20 protein-coding genes and 1 pseudogene are annotated in these 18,686 nt (G+C 49.8%); 17 read left to right on the forward strand and 4 right to left on the reverse strand.

Annotated features, from left to right (window positions below; genetic code table 11):
- The first annotated feature begins 80 nt into the window (after positions 1-80).
- Positions 81-563 carry an NUDIX hydrolase gene (locus KQX66_RS15835; RefSeq protein WP_216793817.1) on the forward strand — a complete coding sequence of 161 codons (483 nt, stop codon included), beginning with the start codon at positions 81-83 and terminating at the stop codon, positions 561-563.
- Between the two features lie 98 nt (positions 564-661).
- On the opposite strand, the gene KQX66_RS15840 is transcribed toward KQX66_RS15835, so the two are convergent.
- Positions 662-1,279: a histidine phosphatase family protein gene (locus tag KQX66_RS15840; RefSeq protein WP_216793818.1), complete on the reverse strand. Its 618-nt coding sequence runs from the start codon at positions 1,277-1,279 to the stop codon at positions 662-664.
- Between the two features lie 54 nt (positions 1,280-1,333).
- The gene (locus KQX66_RS15845; protein WP_308647240.1) at positions 1,334-2,176 is read right to left on the reverse strand and encodes a dihydrodipicolinate synthase family protein; all 843 of its coding nucleotides are present in this window, start codon (positions 2,174-2,176) and stop codon (positions 1,334-1,336) included.
- A gap of 221 nt (positions 2,177-2,397) precedes the next feature.
- Here KQX66_RS15845 and KQX66_RS15850 point away from each other — a divergent pair, with 221 nt between their 5' ends.
- A complete protein-coding gene (locus tag KQX66_RS15850) occupies positions 2,398-2,601 on the forward strand; it encodes a hypothetical protein (protein ID WP_253957192.1) in 204 nt (67 codons plus the stop codon).
- A gap of 124 nt (positions 2,602-2,725) precedes the next feature.
- Positions 2,726-2,947, forward strand: a pseudogene (locus tag KQX66_RS15855) (hypothetical protein); the annotation flags it as partial.
- Here the strand turns inward: KQX66_RS15855 and hisC are convergent.
- A complete protein-coding gene (gene hisC / locus KQX66_RS15860) occupies positions 2,947-4,068 on the reverse strand; it encodes a histidinol-phosphate transaminase (protein ID WP_216793819.1) in 1,122 nt (373 codons plus the stop codon). The pseudogene KQX66_RS15855 and the gene hisC overlap by 1 nt on opposite strands.
- A gap of 230 nt (positions 4,069-4,298) precedes the next feature.
- On the opposite strand from hisC, the gene KQX66_RS15865 reads away from it, so the two are divergent.
- The 10 genes from KQX66_RS15865 (at position 4,299) to KQX66_RS15910 (ending at position 13,162) form a co-directional block, all read left to right on the forward strand.
- Positions 4,299-5,237 (forward strand): COX15/CtaA family protein, encoded by a 939-nt coding sequence (locus tag KQX66_RS15865; protein ID WP_216793820.1) that lies wholly within the window; start codon positions 4,299-4,301, stop codon positions 5,235-5,237.
- A 161-nt stretch (positions 5,238-5,398) separates the two neighbouring features.
- Positions 5,399-6,307 carry a ubiquinol oxidase subunit II gene (gene cyoA / locus KQX66_RS15870; protein WP_216793821.1) on the forward strand — a complete coding sequence of 303 codons (909 nt, stop codon included), beginning with the start codon at positions 5,399-5,401 and terminating at the stop codon, positions 6,305-6,307.
- Between the two features lie 41 nt (positions 6,308-6,348).
- Positions 6,349-8,313, forward strand: a complete 1,965-nt coding sequence (locus KQX66_RS15875; RefSeq protein WP_216793822.1) for a cbb3-type cytochrome c oxidase subunit I — start codon at positions 6,349-6,351, stop codon at positions 8,311-8,313.
- Between the two features lie 6 nt (positions 8,314-8,319).
- Positions 8,320-8,940: a cytochrome o ubiquinol oxidase subunit III gene (cyoC, locus tag KQX66_RS15880; RefSeq protein ID WP_216793823.1), complete on the forward strand. Its 621-nt coding sequence runs from the start codon at positions 8,320-8,322 to the stop codon at positions 8,938-8,940.
- Complete coding sequence (cyoD, locus tag KQX66_RS15885; protein WP_216793824.1) at positions 8,941-9,270, forward strand: cytochrome o ubiquinol oxidase subunit IV; 330 nt, start codon at positions 8,941-8,943, stop codon at positions 9,268-9,270.
- Positions 9,267-10,181 (forward strand): heme o synthase, encoded by a 915-nt coding sequence (gene cyoE, locus KQX66_RS15890; RefSeq protein ID WP_216793825.1) that lies wholly within the window; start codon positions 9,267-9,269, stop codon positions 10,179-10,181. Before cyoD ends, cyoE begins: the two co-directional genes overlap by 4 nt.
- Before the next feature lie 32 nt (positions 10,182-10,213).
- Positions 10,214-10,534 carry a c-type cytochrome gene (locus KQX66_RS15895; RefSeq protein WP_308647243.1) on the forward strand — a complete coding sequence of 107 codons (321 nt, stop codon included), beginning with the start codon at positions 10,214-10,216 and terminating at the stop codon, positions 10,532-10,534.
- Positions 10,535-10,550: 16 nt separating this feature from the next.
- Complete coding sequence (locus KQX66_RS15900; RefSeq protein ID WP_216793826.1) at positions 10,551-11,126, forward strand: SCO family protein; 576 nt, start codon at positions 10,551-10,553, stop codon at positions 11,124-11,126.
- Positions 11,127-11,155: 29 nt separating this feature from the next.
- Positions 11,156-11,692, forward strand: coding sequence for a thiol-disulfide oxidoreductase ResA (gene resA / locus KQX66_RS15905; protein WP_216793827.1), 537 nt, complete (start codon positions 11,156-11,158; stop codon positions 11,690-11,692).
- Between the two features lie 39 nt (positions 11,693-11,731).
- Positions 11,732-13,162 (forward strand): NAD-dependent malic enzyme, encoded by a 1,431-nt coding sequence (locus KQX66_RS15910; RefSeq protein WP_216793828.1) that lies wholly within the window; start codon positions 11,732-11,734, stop codon positions 13,160-13,162.
- A 99-nt stretch (positions 13,163-13,261) separates the two neighbouring features.
- On the opposite strand, the gene pdxR is transcribed toward KQX66_RS15910, so the two are convergent.
- A complete protein-coding gene (gene pdxR / locus KQX66_RS15915; RefSeq protein ID WP_216793829.1) occupies positions 13,262-14,707 on the reverse strand; it encodes a MocR-like pyridoxine biosynthesis transcription factor PdxR in 1,446 nt (481 codons plus the stop codon).
- 467 nt (positions 14,708-15,174) lie between these two features.
- Here pdxR and KQX66_RS15920 point away from each other — a divergent pair, with 467 nt between their 5' ends.
- From KQX66_RS15920 to KQX66_RS15935, 4 genes are all read left to right on the forward strand, one after another.
- Entirely contained in the window at positions 15,175-16,131 is a 957-nt protein-coding gene (locus KQX66_RS15920) for a hypothetical protein (protein WP_216793830.1), read from the forward strand.
- A gap of 242 nt (positions 16,132-16,373) precedes the next feature.
- Positions 16,374-17,234: a stalk domain-containing protein gene (locus KQX66_RS15925; protein WP_216793831.1), complete on the forward strand. Its 861-nt coding sequence runs from the start codon at positions 16,374-16,376 to the stop codon at positions 17,232-17,234.
- A 545-nt stretch (positions 17,235-17,779) separates the two neighbouring features.
- Positions 17,780-18,046, forward strand: a complete 267-nt coding sequence (locus tag KQX66_RS15930) for a hypothetical protein (protein WP_216793832.1) — start codon at positions 17,780-17,782, stop codon at positions 18,044-18,046.
- Positions 18,047-18,088: 42 nt separating this feature from the next.
- The gene (locus KQX66_RS15935) at positions 18,089-18,676 is read left to right on the forward strand and encodes a DMP19 family protein (RefSeq protein ID WP_216793833.1); all 588 of its coding nucleotides are present in this window, start codon (positions 18,089-18,091) and stop codon (positions 18,674-18,676) included.
- Positions 18,677-18,686 lie beyond the last annotated feature (10 nt).

Genomic DNA, 18,686 nt, shown 5'->3' on the forward strand with positions numbered 1-18,686 from the left:
GCAGAAACGAACGAAGAATACGGTTTCTAGTGAAATCAATGACGGACAATCCGAAACCATAAACGAAAGGACATTAAGGTATGCCGATAACCATAAAGAATCAGAATGAGGAGTTTTTGCTTCGCGTTGCCGGAGTATTGATTAAGGAAAATAAAGTATTGCTGCATAAGACCAAGAAAGGCAATGCATGGGTATTGCCTGGCGGCAGAGGAGAAATCAACGAGGAGACGGGCAAGACGGTTATTCGGGAATTTGCCGAAGAGTTAGGATTGAATGTTAAAGTTGCCCGATTGCTATGGATCGTTGAAAATTTCAATGCTTATGGTGAGAAAAATCTTCACGAACATGGGATCTATTATTTGGTAAATTCCGAGGAAGCGGAAATAACGATTCGTACGGAAGAATTTATTGGATTGGAAAAAGAAATAGGGATCGTCTATAAATGGATTGAACTACAAGAATTACACAACATGAAGATATACCCAGGAGCATTAAAGCAACTTTTACAAAACATATCCGAAGATAATGAAATTAAACATATTATAAATACCGAGGAATCATGAAGTCGGCAGCTTCCAGGAATACCGCTTTTACGCGCAGTAAAAACGTTCCGGTCGCCGCCGCTTGATTTCGAATGCTTTAGCGAGCTTGGCCGGGTGGATTATTCCCGGTAGTGAGAGGTGTCGCCATACAATTCGACTTTGGGCACATCGTTATTCATAATCATTTTGCATAACGCTGTCGGGTGGATATCGGGCATGCTTCCAATCTCATGCAGCGGCTTCCCCAAAAAATAACTCATGATGACTTTTAAAGTGATCCGGTGAGTTACAATAAGCACTTGCTGGCCTTGATGCTCTGCAAGGATATGGTTAAGCGCAGGGATCGTTCTTTCGAGCAATTCCGAATAGCTTTCTCCATGACCAGTGGGCCGGTACAAATGCGGATCGTTAAAGAAAAGATCGTATTGAACGGGAAATTGTTGTTGAATCCAGTCGATCTGTTGACCTTCCCACAGTCCCATATTTATTTCCTTGAGCGAATCGAGCGTTGAGATTGGTAACGGACGATTTCCCGAAAGAATTTGCGCTGTGCTGACTGCCCTTGGGCTGGAACTGGAATAAATGGCATCAAATTGGATATTCTCCAAGCGCTCCTTCAACCATTCGGCTTGCCGCATCCCGTAGTCGGTCAGAGGAGAATCCAGGTGGCCTTGCATTTTCTTATTCAAATTCCATTCCGTTTGACCGTGCCGGGTTAAATACAGTGTCGTTTGCATGATGTAAAATGCCTCCTCATGGTGTAATTACCTGCCTTGGGCCCGCATGCCGGATCATTTCCACATGCTTCCTTCGAGCAGGCGGAGTCGGTCCGAGCGGATATATCCGCGTTGAGTGAGGAGCCATTTTAATGGCGCGGGAGTCGGCTCCGAGAACAGAAATTGAACAAGCGGCAGCAATTGGTGAAACAACTGATAGGAAGCGTCTATTTTTCCTGCCCGGAAAAGCTCGTACACCTGCACAAACTGCTCGCTATCCAGGTTGGCGCTTGCCATAATGCCACCTTTGGCGCCAAAGCACAGAGAAGCGAAAAAATGCTTATCCTCCCCGCATAAGACCGGCTTGGACATGCTTCGGGCCAGCCGAAACATACGCCTTATATTGCCTGTACCTTCTTTCAGACCAATTACATGCTCCATTCCCATAATGATCTTTACCGTTTCCGGATCCAGCGCGACTCCGGCACGATGAGGGGGATTGCACAAAATAATGGGCAGGTCCGCTTCGGCTAGAGCTTGAAAATGCCGGATGACGGCTTGCTGCGATGGAAAATGGTAATCGGGCGCGGCAACGAGAGCGGCATGTGCGCCAAGAGATTTGGCTTGCGCCGTTCTTCTAACGGCTGCTGATGTGTTGCTTGCACCTGTTCCAACAATCAGCGGGATGGCTCGCGTTGCTGCGATAGCTTGGCGCGCAGCGGCGATCAGGATTTCGAATTCGCGGGGTTCCAGCACCGGGGATTCTCCTATCGTTCCATTGACGATCAATCCGTGAATGCCCTTGCTCACCAATCGCCGAATCAATTCTTCAAACGACCGGATATCCAACTCCCCGCTGTGGTCAAAAGGCGTAACGACGGGAACCATCACACCGCGTAACGTATCCTCTGTAAGCACAGCATTCCACCTCCGTTCTCCCCACGATCCGATGCATGCTAATGAATGTAAATCATTTTTCCTCAAAAGTAACCACCCAATTGGTGAAGTCATATACCAATCCGGTTCGCCGGGGAAGCGGTTGGTACAGAAAAAAGCGGGATGGATGGTTACTCGCCGAAGCATAGACGTTATATTCGGGTTTGATCCACTGGGAAACGCAACTGAAAGGAAGGATGGACTTGGATCATCACAGAACACCGTTGTTCACGACACTGATGCAGCAAAACCAGGAAGGCATCCTTATGGCAACGCCGGATCTTTCCCGGGTTGTACCGAGCCGCTATGATTTCGATGTAACAGGCCATTACAGCCGCGGATCTGTTCAACCGATCGTCAACGATAAAAAGCAGGATGTGGTACGAACCGCTGGCAAGCAAAACTGACCGAATGCAGGGAGATAAAGCCGAGTCGGCGATAACAATAGTCCTCTATTGAGCACTTTCTCATCAAGCTCTAGCACGATATTGGAGTCGTGCTTTTTTGACCGTTTTTGGCCTGCAAAAAAAATCGAGCCTCGCGCCGTCGCTTGCAACAGGGCTGCTGCCGTTGATCATAAATACGAACGAGTGGTCCTTCGTGATTATCGTCTTTATGTTCACCTTCCTGTTGATGCTTGGCGTTCTCGCATTCGGACTGAATCAAGGCCTTGAAAAGAAAGTGAACATACAGTACAAATATATGCTCGTATTATTAACGCTGGCTTTCGTCTGGATCGGTTTATGCTGGATCTAACGTATTGCAATACGATGCAGGATCTCCGTTAACTCCTGAATAAAGGCGGCGTTTTCCGATTCGCTTCCCACCGAAACGCGAGCATGGGAGGGAAGATTCCAGGTGCCGCCGTAGCGGACAATAATCCCTTTGTGAAGCAGTTGTTCATAAATGGTCTTGGCATTCGATCCAAGCTCCACCAGCACGAAATTGCTCATACTTTCGATGAACGGCAGGCGCAGTTCTTCGAAGGCGCGGTAAAGCTGCTCGCGGCCTCGCGTATTCGTTTGAAGGGACAAGCGAAGATGCTCGTCGTCATGAAGAGCCGCGGTGGCCGCAGCCTGCGCCAAGGCATTGACATTAAACGGTTCCTTCACCTTGAGAAGCTGCCGGATAATGACTTCGGGAGCCGTTCCGTAACCGACTCGCAAGCCCGCTAATCCGAATATTTTGGAAAAGGTCTGAAGCACGAGAACCGGATACCCGGCACGGACAAACTCCAGCCCGTCGGTATAATCCTCAGCTGTGGCGTATTGGCTGTATGCCGCATCGAACAGTACTAGAATATGTTTTGGCAGAACATCCAGCAGATGATGCAGGACCGATTTGGACAAATACGTGCCGGTCGGGTTGTTGGGGGAGCAGAGGCATAGAATTTTGGTGCGTTCCGTGACCGCATCGATAATAGCATCCATGTCGAAGGCGAATTGTTCCCCGAGCGGTACGGTAACGATGGTTGCCCCCATAAGATGCGCCCCGAATTCATACTCGCTGAATGACGGAGTGAGTACGATCATTTCATCCCCAGGCTCCAAAAACGCTTCGCAGGCAAGGGTTATCAGTTCGTCCCCGCCATTGGTCACGATGAATTGCTCCGGCTTCATATCTAGCTTGGAGGCCATAGCCTGCCTTAAGTTCGACGTGCTGGCATCCGGATAACGATGAATGTCCGCCAAGGAGCAATGAATGGCTTCCAACGCTTTAGGAGAAGGGCCTAGCGGATTTTCGTTAGAGGCCAGTTTGATGACCTTGGTTAAACCGAGCTCGTTTTGCAGCTCCCAAATGGGCTTTCCCGGAGTATAAGGATGGATATGCTGAATGGTTTTTCGCGCTTTAACTTCCATGTTGCTTTCAGACATGACAAATCACCTCGTGGTATAAAATCTCCAAGCCTCTTTCTTAATGTAAGTCCGCCTCCTTTGCAAGTAACCATCCAATCCGTTTTCATTACACCGATCCAGTTTATACGGTTAATTTTTTACGTCTTGGTGTCCATTTGGCTGGAACAAAAAGAAACGAAATGGATGGTTACGCTCCCGCCTCCTTCCGTTACGATATCGTGCGAGACGAACAGAAGAGGTGATTTCAATTGATATCTTTCCGTTACCGCTTGTTGGCGTGGACTTCGTTCATCGGCATGTTTCTTGTGCTCCTGGCCGGAGCTTTGGTTACAAAGACCGGTTCCGGGCGCGGCTGCGGAGATGACTGGCCGTTGTGCAGCGGGAAGTTTATTCCGGCTTATACGCTGGAGTCCATGATCGAGTATTCGCACCGTATCGTTACCGGGATCGTAGGAATCGTTGTTCTTGTGACGTTTCTGTATACGTGGCGGCGTCTCAAGCATCACCGGGAAGCTTTGGTGTATGCCGGCGGAACGCTGCTGTTTACGATCGTCCAGGCCTTGATGGGAGCTGCGGCGGTGAAATGGCCGCAACAGCCGGCCGTGATGGCGCTTCATTTCGGCATATCGTTGCTGGCGGTTGCCAGCAGCATGCTGCTGGTCGTTTGGAGTTACCGCATGAACAAAGGGACGGAAAAGGTGCCTTCTGCTTCCATCCCGCGCTATGTTTACCCTGTAGCCTGGGGGATATGGATCTATTGTTTCGGCGTCGTTTATTTGGGAGCCTACATCCGTCATATGGAAGCGGATGGCGGCTGTATGGGCTGGCCGTTATGCAATGGGCAGCTGATCCCCTACTTGTCCGGAGCTTCGGGGATTGTCTTCGCACATCGGGTTGCCGCCGCTGTCCTGTTCATATTTATTGCCGCCTTCTACGCGCTTGTTCGCCGCGTCACACCCAAGCGGCCGCCTTCCGCATTGCGGACGGGTGCCGTCTATGCGCTCGTTCTCGTTACCGGACAAATCGGCAGCGGCAGCTTGCTCACGGCAACGATGAACAACGAAAATGTTTATCTATTTACAAGTCTTCTCCATAATGTTCTGGCGACGGTCTTGTTTGCCGTGCTGACGGATATCGCCTTCCGCTCTTGGAAGCATCGAAAGATACAAAGCTTTAGCTCTTCCTAAGCTAGGGAGAGTTTTTTTTATGGAGAAACGATGTCGGATTTGTTTCATTTTGTTGAACATGGTCGGTTTTTTGACTTGGCCAGTGGATGGTGACACCTCTACCGTTCCCCATTAAAGTAAGGCGTGATCATAATCACGCAATGCGATAGGAGATGAGAAACATGAAGACACCCCAAGCGCTCCGCTGGTTCGCGTCCATATCTATGCTGGCGCTGCTGCTCTTGACAACGACCGGGTGTGCGGAAAACATGATCGTGCTCGATCCGAAAGGGCCGATTGCCGAACAGCAGCGGGATTTAATGGTGATTTCCACGGTGCTGACTTGCATTATTATCGTGCCTGTCCTCGTGCTCACGGCAATCATCGTTTGGCGTTACCGGGACAAGAAAGGCAGAAAAGCGAAATATAGGCCGGACTGGGAGCACAGCACGACGCTGGAAACGATCTGGTGGGGGATTCCGATCGTGATCATTACCATTCTGGGCATCATTACCATAAAGAGCACGTATGCCCTGGAGCCGTCCAAGCCGCTCGTATCGGATAAAAAACCGCTGACCGTTCAAGTGACCTCGCTGGACTGGAAATGGTTATTCCAATATCCCGAGCAGGGAATCGCGACCGTGAACCACGTCCAGATCCCGAAGGGTGTACCGGTCCGCTTCGAGATTACGGCCGATGCGCCGATGAATTCGTTCTGGATTCCGCAGCTCGGCGGGCAGATGTACGCGATGTCCGGCATGGCGATGACGCTTTATTTGCAAGCGGATGAGCAAGGCCAATACTGGGGGTCGGGTGCGAACTTTACCGGAAAAGATTTTGCCAAGATGTTCTTTGACGTGAAATCCACTTCGCAGGAAGAGTTTGACCAATGGGTACGCGAGGTCAAAGCATCGTCTCCGGCGCTGACGCTGGAAGGCTATAAGCAGCTGGCGAAGCCTTCCGCTTCGGACGTGAAGACGTTCTCCGCATTTCCGGAAGGCTTGTTCAATATGACGGTGACCAAGTACGCTTCCTCGCACAATCACGGCTTGTCCTGGAAGGACATTCAGAAGATCAAGATCCAAGAGTAGCGGGCTTCGCTTCGATTTGAAATGTAAGGAGAGAGTGGTCCATGTGGGAGAAAGTAAAAAGCTTCGCCTCGGAATTTTTTGTGACGGGCGACCCGATGATTTACGGTGCGGATGTCGCCATCGTGATCACCATCATCGGCATTGTATTCGGACTTACCTATTTAAAAAAATGGGGCTGGCTGTGGCGTGAATGGTTGACAACTGTCGATCATAAAAAAATCGGCATCATGTATATGTTCGCCGCTTTCCTGATGCTGTTCCGCGGCGGCGTGGATGCGCTCCTGATGCGGGCGCAGCTGGCGATGCCGGAGCTGAACTTCTTGGCGCCGGATCATTACAATCAGATTTTCACCACGCATGGCGTGATTATGATTTTGTTCATGGCGATGCCGTTCATGTTCGGTTTGTTTAACGTGATGGTGCCGCTGCAGATCGGGGCGCGCGATGTCGCCTATCCTTTTCTGAATGCGCTAAGCTTCTGGTTATTTTTCGCGGGCGCGATGCTGTTTAACTTGTCCTTCGTGATCGGAGGATCACCGGATTCAGGGTGGCTTGCTTATCCGCCCTATTCGGAACGCATGTTCAATCCGGGGGTCGGTCAAGATTTCTATATTTGGGGAATCCAGATTTCGGGGATCGGCAGCTTGATGACCGGCATCAACTTTATCGTGACCATTCTGAAAATGCGGGCACCCGGTATGAAGCTTATGAAAATGCCCATGTTCCCGTGGTCGGTGTTATCGAGCTGTATCGCGATTATCTTTTCATTTCCCATCTTGACGGCCACCTTGGCGCTGCTCTTTCTGGACCGTTATTTGGGCGCGCATTTTTTCACGCTGGACGGCGGCGGCAACCCGATGATGTATATCAATCTGATCTGGATGTGGGGGCACCCCGAGGTATATATCCTCATTCTGCCGGCCTTCGGCATTTTCTCGGAGATCGTGAGCACCTTTGCGAAGAAAAAGCTGTTCGGCTACAAATCGATGGTGTATGCCATGATGATCATCAGTATTTTATCGTTTCTTGTATGGGCGCATCACTTCTTCACGATGGGCTCCGGCGCAGATGTCAACGCCTTCTTTGCGCTCACGACGATGCTGATCGCGATCCCGACGGGCGCCAAAGTGTTCAATTGGCTGTTTACGATGTTCCGGGGAAAAATCACCTTCGAGACGCCCATGCTGTGGACGATCGGTTTTATCGTGTGCTTTATCATCGGTGGGCTGACAGGAGTGCTTCTGTCGGTTGCGCCTGCGGATTTTCAATTCCATAACAGTTACTTCCTGATCTCGCATTTTCACAATACGATCATCGGCGGCGTCGTGTTCGGTTATTTCGCCGGCTTGTATTATTGGTGGCCGAAGCTGTTCGGCTTCAAGCTGAACGAACGTATCGGCAAATGGGCGTTCTGGTTCTGGAATATCGGATTTTACGTCTGCTTCATGCCGCAATATGTGCTCGGGTTGATGGGGATGACACGGCGGCTTGTGACATACGGTTGGGATAAAGGATGGTGGGAGTTGAACCTGGTCTCCACCGTCGGGGCGGCTTTGATGGGCATCGCCTTCTTGTTCCAATTATGGCAAATCGTATACAGCATCAAGCATTTTCAAAAAGACGAAACCGGCGACCCGTGGAACGGACGCACGCTGGAGTGGTCAATTCCTTCTCCTGCGCCGCATTATAATTTTGCAACGCTGCCGCAGGTCTCGTCCCAGGACGAGTGGTGGGAGGAGAAGCAGCGCAGAGCGCGCGGGCAGCTTGCTCCGGTTCGGCCGAAGCTGGAGCCGATCCATATGCCCAAAAATTCGGGGATTCCTTTTGTGATGTCGATGTTCTGGTTTGCGGCCGGATTCGGTTTTGTATTCGACTGGCTCTGGCTGACGGTCTTCGGTCTGGCGGGGGTAGCCGTGTGCATGCTTGTTCATTCCTTCAACTACAAAACCGATTACTATATCCCTGTTGAGGAAATTAAACGCACGGAAGCTGCGATGAGGGGGTAACCAAGAATGGCTCAAGTAAACGCACATGCCCATGGTCATGTATCAAGCTCGGAGCATCACGACCATCCGGATCTGGAGGAAATGCGCACATTCGGCTTCTGGATCTACCTGATGACGGACGTGATTATTTTCGGCACCTTGTTTGCCACCTATATCGTTCTGCAGGGCAATCGAAACGGCGGGCCCGGGCCTGCCGAGCTGTTCCAGCTGGGCGGGATTATTGCAAGCACGTTCATTCTGCTAACGAGTAGCTATACAAGCGGTCTCGCCGTGCTTGCGATGCACAAAGGACAACTTAAAGCGCTCATGGGATGGCTCGGAGTGACGGTACTGCTTGGTGCGGCCTTCATTGTGCTGGAGGTCAATGAATTTATTCATCTGGTGCACGAGGGAGCGACCATTAGTACGAGCGCATTTCTGTCGGCTTTCTTTACCTTGGTCGGGACTCACGGGCTTCACGTCTCCCTCGGATTGGTCTGGATGATTGCCTTGATTATTCAGCTTGCGAAGCACGGCATTACGCCGGTAACCAAGCGTAAAGTGAACGTGATCAGCCTGTTCTGGCATTTCCTGGATGTCGTGTGGATCTTCGTATTTACGATTGTTTATTTGATGGGGGTGAGATAGATGGCGCAGCATGACCTAACTACTCCGCATGACGCCGAGAGCCATGGCACGTTCAAATCGTATACGACCGGCTTCCTGTTCTCCATCGTATTGACGATCATTCCCATTGCCGTCGTCCTGTCCGGCTGGCTTCAGGGGGTGGCGAACACCCTCGTTCTGATGGCGGCAGCCGTGCTGCAGTTCGCCGTTCAATTGATCTATTTCATGCATCTGCGGGAGGAGAAAAAGCCTCGCTATAACTTGGTGAGCTTGATTTTGGGCTTGATCATTTTGCTGCTTGTCGTCGCCGGTTCTATGTGGATCATGCTGTACAATATGGTGGCCACATGAGCAGGACGTCTGCAAATGCAGCGGCTTCGGTGAGCAGAGACAGGGGGAGCATAAGCGACTGGATTCAACTGACCAAGCCGCGCATCCTCCAACTCAATCTCGTTGCCGCGTTTGGCGGGTATTGGCTGGCTCCCCGATGGATGGCGGACTGGGGCCTGTTGTGTTGGATGCTGTTGGGCACCACGTTAACGATGGCTTCCTCGTGCGTCATAAACAATATTTGGGACCGGGAGCTGGATCGAAAAATGAGCCGGACGAAGGATCGGCCCCTCGCGACCGGCCGTTTGAACGTCAGGGGCGTGCTGGTGTACGCCCTGGCGCTCGGAATAGCGGGAGAAGCCGTCCTGTTCTGGAAAGTCAACGCGCTGTGCGGCTGGCTCGGATTGCTCGGCATGTTTGTCTATATCGTCATCTATACGATGTGGCTAAAGCGCACCTCGACCTGGAGCACGTCCGTTGGAGGCGTGTCCGGTGCCATGCCGCCGGTCATCGGTTATTGTGCGTTTACCCACGAGGCCGATGCAGGCGCGCTGCTGTTATTCGCCTTGTTATTCCTGTGGCAGCCCGCCCATTTCTGGTCCCTTGCCATTCGGCGCGTCGACGAGTACCGGGCGGCGGGCTTCCCGCTTTTGCCGGTTCGCAAAGGGGTGCCTCGGACGAAGCTGCAAATGATCCCTTATGTCGTTCTGCTTCTTCCGACGACGGTGCTGCTCTACGCGTACGGATATGCAGGCGTTATGTTCCTCACGGTCTCTTTGCTGGCCGGTCTTGTCTGGGTGTGGCACACGTTGACAGGTCCTGCAGCATCGGATAACAGGAAGTGGGCCAAAACCAACTTTCTGATTTCGGTGAATTACTTGACGGCGGTCTTTGTCATGATGATTCTGGACACTGCGGGCCGCCCAATCTAATGAGGATGAATGGGGAGGGGATCGTTTTGAGGGTGTCGCTTCCGTTTTTTCTGATTGTTGTCATGTCAGCAGTTGGCCTATCCGCGTGTGGCAGTCAGGCAACCGATCAAGGGATGACCGTTTCGGCAGATGCAAATGCAGAGGCGATCTATAAGAAGCAATGTGTGTCCTGCCATGCTGCCGATCTCAGGGGAAAAGTAGGCCCGGGCTTGCAGGAGATTGGCTCCAGGATGACGGAGCAGCAGCTGTTCGCGATCATACAGGACGGCGCGAGAGGCATGCCGGCCTTCAACAAAGTGTTAAGCGCCGAAGAAATTCAGGCTTTATCGCAATGGCTCTCGACAAAGAAATAGGGTAAGGGGGGATTCGGTGAAAAAAGCGTTCTTTTTCGTCATATTGGGATTGATCCTTGTCGTTGTCTCCGCGTGCGGCAGCGGCAAGTCCAAACAGCTTAATTACGAGGTTAAGTCTTTCGAGGCCGTCAATCAAGACGGGAAACCGGTGTCCTTGTCCGATTTGAAAGGCAAGGTCTGGATTGCGGATTTCGTATTTACGTATTGCGCAACGGTGTGTCCGACGATGACGGCCAATATGTCGGAACTGCAAAAGCGGCTGAAGTCGGCGGGCGTGAAGGCGGAGTTAGTCTCCTTCTCCGTTGATCCGGAGCGCGATAATCCGGAGGCGTTAAAGGCTTACCTCCAAAAATTTGACACCGATTTCTCGAATTGGCATGCATTAACCGGATATAAATTCGACGAGATCAAAACCTTCGTCCTGAGCTCGTTTAATACGGTTGTGGCGAAGGATACGTCCTCCGATCAAGTCATTCACGGCACTTCGTTTTTTTTGGTCAACCCGGCAGGCACGGTTGTGGCGAAGTACGACGGAATGACGGATACGCCATACGATAAAATATTAAAAGATATTCAAGCGCTGCAGCAGTAGGGGCTCTGGCGGGGGAGGAGCTGATCGGGTTGGAAAGAGTCCTACGCTCTTCTTGGACGCGGGCACTAATGCTTGTCCTAATCCTGTTCGCCATCGGCTATGCGGTATTCCAATCGCAGGCGGATAAACGCGAGGAGGTGGAGGCGGGCAAGAAGGCGCCGGATTTTGCGTTAACCAATTTGCAGGGGCAAACGGTGCGATTATCCGACTACGGCGGGACGGGAGTTCTTCTGAACTTTTGGGCCTCCTGGTGCGACCCGTGCGTCAATGAAATGCCGCTGCTCAACGAAGCCTACGGACGGTTGCCGGGCGTTGAAATCGTTGCGGTCAATATGGGAGAAACGAAGGAAAGGGCCAGCGAATTTGCCGACCGTCATCGCTTAAAGCTCCCTATCCTGCTTGATTCCCAAGGCGAAGTGAAAAAGCAATATAAAATTAGCGGCTTGCCGGCAACGTTTCTGGTTGACGACAAGGGGCGAATCGTGCAGAAGTTCTCGGGGGAGCTAAGCCGTTCCGATATCATAAATTTCATGGAACGCATTCAGCCGAAGTCTGGACGCAACTAGCCTACGAATCAAAATGTCTTAAAAGAGGAGATGCTGCTCATGCATACGCATACGTCGCTCGGAACGGGGACTAGTATCATTTTGAGGTTGGAGTACGATCAAGGAGTTGTTAACTTTGGAGCTATCGCATCGGCATTAAGCGATTCCGGTGGCGACATCGTAGCGATAGACACCAATCGGGTGAGCTCTGCGAAAACCGTAAGAGACATTACAGTCAATCTGAACGACTCGCATGATGTTGACCGCGTCGTTTCCTCGGTTGAACGGCTACCCGGGGTTAAGCTGATCAACGTATCGGACCAGACCTTTCTCATGCATTTGGGCGGCAAGCTCGAAATGCATCCCAAGGTGCCGATCAAAAATCGGGATGACCTGTCCCGTGTCTACACGCCCGGTGTAGCCCGGATTTGTATGGCGATCCATCATGACCCCTCCCGGGCCCATACGCTGACGATTAAGCGGAATACGGTAGCCGTCGTCTCTGACGGCTCTGCCGTTCTCGGACTCGGAAATATCGGTCCGGAAGCCGCCATGCCCGTCATGGAAGGCAAAGCCGTACTGTTTAAGCAGATGGCCGGCGTCGACGCCTTCCCGATCTGTCTGGACACGCAGGATACGGACGAAATTGTTGCCATCGTCAAAGCGATCGCTCCGTCATTCGGCGGTATCAATCTCGAAGATATTTCGGCTCCCCGCTGCTTCGAGATCGAAGAACGGCTCCAGAAGGAGCTGGATATCCCGGTATTTCACGACGATCAACACGGAACCGCCGTCGTCATTCTGGCCGCCTTGTTAAATGCCTTGAAGGTCGTCGGCAAAAAGCTGGAGCAGTGCCGGGTTGTCGTGTGCGGGGTCGGAGCGGCAGGAATGGCCTGCTCCAAAATATTGCTGGCCTCCGGGGTGACGGACTTGATTGGTGTTGACCGTCAAGGAGCCATCGTTCGCGGAGACGCTTATCCGCATGAGGTATGGAATTGGTTTGCCGAGCATACGAATCCGTTCATGGTTCGGGGCAGTCTCTACGAGGTGATCGAAGGAGCGGACGTATTTATCGGATTGTCCGGTCCGGGAGTACTGAAGGTCGAAGACGTGAAACGGATGGCGGCGGACCCGATCGTATTTGCCATGGCGAATCCGAACCCGGAAATTATGCCGGAGGAAGCCGAGCCCTATGTGCGTGTCATGGCGACAGGACGCTCCGATTATCCGAATCAGATTAATAACGTCTTATGCTTTCCCGGAATGTTTCGCGGCGTGTTGGATTGCAGAGCTTCGCAAATTACGGAAAAGATGAAGCTTGCCGCCGCCCAAGCGATTGCCTCCGTCGTTAGCGACGAAGAATTAAATGAGCAGTATATTATTCCAAGCGTATTTAATCATCTGGTGGCGGATCGAGTCAGCAAGGCGGTTAGCGCGGCAGCCTGCGAGGCCGGGGTAGCGCGTCGCAGCCGGGGTTCCCGCGATATCTGAAGCGTTTTGGTCCAAGTGCGTCACACGTGCAAATAAGGTCAGTAAAAAAGGTGAATGAAAAAGCTTGTATTCATGAATACAAAGCTTTCATTCACCTTTTTAGTTGGATTGGGCAAGAACGGTCCGAAGAGCTGCCGCAAATTTGGCAATGCCCGGAACGATTTCGTCTGCTTTCGGCCGTGCAAAAGTGAACCGCACATAACCGGAATCCGATCCGTAGACGCTGCCGGGAACAAAGATGACGCCATGACGAATCGCTTCTTCGAACAGCTTGTTATCGCTCACTTCGGGTATGATTTTACACCACAGATGCAAGCCTCCTTGCGGAATCGAGAAGCTGACCAGATCCGGAAGCTCTTGCCGAAGCGCGCTTATCACTAAATCCCGCTTGTAGAGCAGATGCATTCGCAAACGGTCCAGATGAGGCCGGACATACGGAGACTTCAAGAACTGCGCGGCCACCTGCTGCGGAACGACGCTAAGCCCGAAGTCCATCTGCTGTCTGGCATCCGCCAGCCGCTCGACAACGGAATGAGGAGCGACCATCCATCCGACGCGCAGCCCGGATGCCGCGATCTTGGAGAAAGAGCCGATATAGAGGACTGAGCCGATCGAATCCATCGATTTGAGCGGCTGCGGCGGCATCCCGCTATAAGCTGTCAAGCTGAAAGGATCGTCCTCGACGATAGGAAGTCCCAGCCCGCTCGCAACGTCAAGCAGCTCGATACGGCGTTCGGCATCGAGGGCTATGCCTGTCGGATTCTGGTAATTCGGATTGACGAACACCATCTTGATCCGGTGCTTTTTGTAAAGGGAGCGAACATCCTCGGGCCGGATTCCTTTCGCATCGACGGGAAGACGGAACAAGCGAAGTCCGGCCGATTGAAATATAGGCAGCGAATAGCAGTAGGAAGGGTCTTCGATGGCCACCGCATCTCCGGGAGCCAGCAAGCACTGGGTAATTAAATATAACGATTGCTGGGAACCGGATGTAATAAGAATCGACGATTCCGTCGTTTGAATTCCCCGGTATTGACTTAAATACGTGACGAGCGCTTCGCGGAGCGGCCCAAATCCTTGCGGATTGGCATATCCGAGATAGGGCGTATAGTGGTTTTCGTCCATAAGCGTATTAATCTCTTCCACCGGAGAGATGTCCGCGCCAAGCTCCCCGCTGGCAAAATCAATCAACGTATTGTCTTGTTGAAGTGCTTCCCGGACCCGGCGTAAAAAAGGCAGATTAGGCAGGAAGCTTCCGCCTTCAACATACCGGTGCCAGTTGGGGGTATGCTTCGGTGTGGCCTCCCATTTATACTTGCTAACCCGGGTTCCGCTTCCCGTACGGCTTTCCACGATCCCAAGCGCGCGCAGCTCCGCATAGGCGAGAATCACGGTGCTTCGATTGACTCCCAGTTGCTCGGCTAACTTTCGTTCGGAGGGCAGCAGACTGCCTGGCGGAAACTCGCCGTATGAAATTCTCCGTTCGATGTCATCGGCAATCTGCTGATACAGAGGCTGGGTACTGTGACGATCAGGCTGCCGCATGAGGTTCACCCCCTCTCCTGGTGATTATTATCACAAAATCATTTTCATCATAACATCGGACTTGTAAATAAAACGCCGCTCTTTTCATCAAAAGCATGGCGAATCTATAGCAATCTATTGAACATGGATGGGGACTTTGTCGATGAATTGGATGGGTTCGTTGTCGTGAGGACAATGCGGCTTCGGATAATGAAGTTTGATAGCAGGTATCGAGATCTCAGAAGAGCTGGCATCTCGGATGCCGATTCTATTCTGTACAAATATCCTACGCATTCATGATGGAAAACAGTTTTTGGGTTAAACCGCGAATAACAGGCTTCTGATCGTTGCGATAATTTTCTATTCCTATATATCCAAAAGTGTGTGAGAATTTACATTAAATAGAATATGAAGATGTCCGATATATATTAAGATAAGGAATCGGTTGTAAAAGCCAGGAGTAGTTAGCCGAAAGGGAGGTATGCAGTATGAGTATTTTATTGAGGGTTGAACGAGAAGCCGGCAGTCAGCCGATTGAGCTTGGCGATGGAAAAATTACTGGCTATAGCTATATCAACACAAGCCCGGCAGATTTTTTTGCCAAAGCTTATAATGCGGAGCATTCGATTCAGATCCGGGGAGAGATCCCACTTCAACTGCTTCCCCCTGTGGAACAAGATGCGGATAACTCCAATACGCTCTATGCATGGGCCCTTACCGAGTATAGGCCGGACAATGATTATTACCGAATCGTTACCGTACGAATCGTGAGACACGAGAAGACGATTCGAGAAGTCAAATTTACACATGCATACGTTCACGTATATCAAGAGCAAGTTAATGGTATGAAAGGTGTTTTGGATTTTGAGCTTGTCGTAAGACAGAAGCGGGATCAATTCGATAGCATTCAGTTTGGTTCGAATGATAATCAGAAGAGCGAAACAGTTTTAAGTTCTACGACATTGTTAATGTACAATGAAGTACAAAAGTCAAAGAGCGAAAAAAGGTTGCACATTGCTTCTGTCTCTGAGGTTGAGAGTTATACGAATTCTTGGGGCGAGAGTTATGCAAACCCGTTTAAAGATCGTGATCTGGATGGACCATTGGAGCCAATAGATCATAATGCTTATCGACTTTATACAAAAAAAGATAAAGAAGAGCTGGCGTTTTATTACAATGCATATGCTAGAGCTAAAAATGCAACCGAGAGACAAGCAGCACATGACACAGCAAACGGGTTAAGGCTAAAATACGTGGATTCTGTTATCCGAAAAGACTTTATTAATGGTGGGGAGTCAACAGTTTATAAGACAAAGAATGGTGGAATAGGGGATACAAAATCCGGTATAGTTGTAGAACCCTATGTAAAGGGCCAGTTTGCCATATCACTGGTTGGAAGTGTTGGATTGCAAGCGAAAATACAAAGTGGAGAGTTATCTGTATAAAAAGAATGGTGGTAAAATAGTTTTTTCAGTATTTTTATTTTTTTTGATGGCATGGGGACTTTTTACTGTTTTCAGACCTGAAATTAACTTGAAATATAATTTAGGAAATATTTTCAAAAATGTAAAAAACACTAAACTATTACTTATGAACAGTAGACTTTCAGGAGTTGTTTCAATTTTGCTAAGTATATATTTACTTTATCGGACATGGTCTGATTAAGTTTTTGAAGAGGGGCATGTAAATGATAAAAAAGAGTATTTTATTCGGTATTATCCTTTTGTTTTTCCTTAACCCTAAATTATCTTATTCGGAGTCGCTTGAGATTCCCATTACAGTTACTATGGACTACGATTTCTTGAATTTCGAGGAATCCCCTCCGAAAATGATTTCGGGAGTCACCCTCGTTCCAGTCCGGCCTTTGTTAGAGAAGCTTGGCTACAGCCTCGAATGGCATCGTGAGGATTTGACCGTTCGAGCGACTAAAACAGGAACATCCATTTTAATGAAAATTAATGAACCGAAGGTGCAAGTAAACGATAAAAGCTTAAGCTTGGAAGTTCCGCCTCAAACAATCAATAATGTTACCTATGTTCCATTAAGATTCATCTCCGAAATTAGCGGAGCTGTTGTATATTGGACTCCTAAAAATAATAATACCTCCGAACACTCCATAGAGATTCTAATAGACAAGAACTCTAAGCTTTATGGAGCGATCATTACCAGAGATCAGCAAGCGGTCAGTAGACTCTTACTTGAAGGAGCTGACCCTAATGCCAAGGCTCATACTGGGAAAACCATGTTAGAAACGGCAGTTATTTTTTATAAAGATGTAGAAATTGTAAAATTGCTGCTGGAAGCAGGGGGGGACCCTAATCAAACAAGCGGCTTTTCTCGCGGAGGATCTTTGCTTCATATTGCTGCGAGCGGAACAACACCCAAATTGGTTAAACTATTGATCGAATATGGAGCAAAGAAAGACTTTAAAGACGAAGAAGGGAACACTCCACTGCAAATCGCAAGATCGCAATATGATCATCCACACTTACTAAAATGGGCCAAGGATGCATATAAAGAAATAATTGATATTTTGGAGGAAAAATAGCGCTCTTTCTGTTCGTCGTCGGCTTTGTCGGTTTTTACTCGGCCTTATTCTTATTTGGCATCGGAACCGGACTGATGATGCTTTATGGCCGGCGCTTCCCTGGCGGTGGCCCGCGAGCAGCAAGGAGGCGTGGCCGGTCTTGTGGGATCGGTGCAGGGCATACCCGCCGTGATCGCTCCGATTCTCAGCACGAGTCTTTATCAAGTGGATAAGCATCTTCCCTTGTGGTTGTTGCCGGGGTTGTGCTGCTGATGGCGATCACGCTGCTTTCCGCGAAAAATAAGTCTGTCGGAAGCCAACTGGCTTCGGAACCTGTGGATTCAACAAAATAACGGAAAGCCGCTTTCTCCAGTATACGAAGGATCCATTGGCATTTTTGGCGAAGTCTTCTCGACTTCGCTTTATTTTGCGTTGGCGAGCTTGCTAGCTCAGGCATCGCATGCCAATTTGGAGGTTCCGGGGTATTTAGTTTAAGCGTCTGTCAGACGATGTAAATAAAAGGAGGAAATATGATGGCTGACAGCACAATAAAAGGATGATGAGCGATGTTCGAGCTTGTAGTTAAAGATGTATTCAAGATCACCGGTCGAGGGTATGTGATTGCAGGAGAAATTACCGAAAGCGGCACGATTTTAAGAAACGGAGACACTTTAATAAATAAAGAAGACAGGGAACAAAAAATTGAAGTAAACTCCATTGAAATGTTAAATTACGGATCGGCATCAAGAAAGTTGAACCATATTGGGTTTTTGACCGATATTTCAGATGAGACGGCAAAAGCCTTAGTCGGAAAAAGACTGTGCAAACAATAAAAGACTACGCTGTATTCACGCGGCGGAACAAGGAGAAGGCAAATGGAAATCCACCAAACTATCTTACGAAGATTGCTGCCCGATCATAAAGAGTTAATAGATGCATCCGCTGATGAAATTATGGATCACGTCGGTATAAACAGGTACAGACAGGAAAACATTCAACTGAAGGATGAAGAGGTCTTCTTTAGGCTTCCGGCTCTACTTCAGGACATCGTGCTGCTTATCGATTTCGATACGGAACTAATTATGAACGGCATTCTGGGATTTTTGGAAAACTCGACTGGAAAATATCTCAACGAGACAATCGAGGCGCTGGAACGCATCGGAGCGGAACATGATGCGAACGCTTTGAAAGACATCAAACGGATTCTTGAAAACTACAATTTGAGCACCGGACAGCTGCATCGCGATCTGCAGGACTTGGAGCCGTATGAAATCAATCATTTCAGGCAAGTCCATGCGATTGGGGATGATGAGTTTTTTGAAGAAATCCAGCACGCGGCTGAGAAATTAACTATCAACAGTCAGGAAGAAAATATATTCGATCATTTAATTGTTTACATCGAGACTAATAAAAGGAGCTTCGTCGAAGACGTGCAGGCTATGCTCTCCGAAAATAAAGCTTGAAGGTGACGTG

This window comes from Paenibacillus oleatilyticus (assembly GCF_018998565.1).
In the GTDB taxonomy this organism is placed as follows: domain Bacteria; phylum Bacillota; class Bacilli; order Paenibacillales; family NBRC-103111; genus Paenibacillus_G; species Paenibacillus_G oleatilyticus.

Coding starts and splice junctions, on each gene's coding strand:
- KQX66_RS15835 (WP_216793817.1), top strand. CDS start 81: ATGCCGATAACCATAAAGAATCAGAATGAGGAGTTTTTGCTTCGCGTT.
- pdxR (WP_216793829.1), bottom strand. CDS start 14,707: ATGCGGCAGCCTGATCGTCACAGTACCCAGCCTCTGTATCAGCAGATT.
- cyoA (WP_216793821.1), top strand. CDS start 5,399: ATGAAGACACCCCAAGCGCTCCGCTGGTTCGCGTCCATATCTATGCTG.
- KQX66_RS15920 (WP_216793830.1), top strand. CDS start 15,175: ATGAGTATTTTATTGAGGGTTGAACGAGAAGCCGGCAGTCAGCCGATT.
- cyoC (WP_216793823.1), top strand. CDS start 8,320: ATGGCTCAAGTAAACGCACATGCCCATGGTCATGTATCAAGCTCGGAG.
- hisC (WP_216793819.1), bottom strand. CDS start 4,068: ATGTCTGAAAGCAACATGGAAGTTAAAGCGCGAAAAACCATTCAGCAT.
- KQX66_RS15875 (WP_216793822.1), top strand. CDS start 6,349: ATGTGGGAGAAAGTAAAAAGCTTCGCCTCGGAATTTTTTGTGACGGGC.
- KQX66_RS15930 (WP_216793832.1), top strand. CDS start 17,780: ATGTTCGAGCTTGTAGTTAAAGATGTATTCAAGATCACCGGTCGAGGG.
- KQX66_RS15935 (WP_216793833.1), top strand. CDS start 18,089: ATGGAAATCCACCAAACTATCTTACGAAGATTGCTGCCCGATCATAAA.
- KQX66_RS15925 (WP_216793831.1), top strand. CDS start 16,374: ATGATAAAAAAGAGTATTTTATTCGGTATTATCCTTTTGTTTTTCCTT.
- cyoD (WP_216793824.1), top strand. CDS start 8,941: ATGGCGCAGCATGACCTAACTACTCCGCATGACGCCGAGAGCCATGGC.
- KQX66_RS15840 (WP_216793818.1), bottom strand. CDS start 1,279: ATGCAAACGACACTGTATTTAACCCGGCACGGTCAAACGGAATGGAAT.
- KQX66_RS15910 (WP_216793828.1), top strand. CDS start 11,732: ATGCATACGCATACGTCGCTCGGAACGGGGACTAGTATCATTTTGAGG.
- cyoE (WP_216793825.1), top strand. CDS start 9,267: ATGAGCAGGACGTCTGCAAATGCAGCGGCTTCGGTGAGCAGAGACAGG.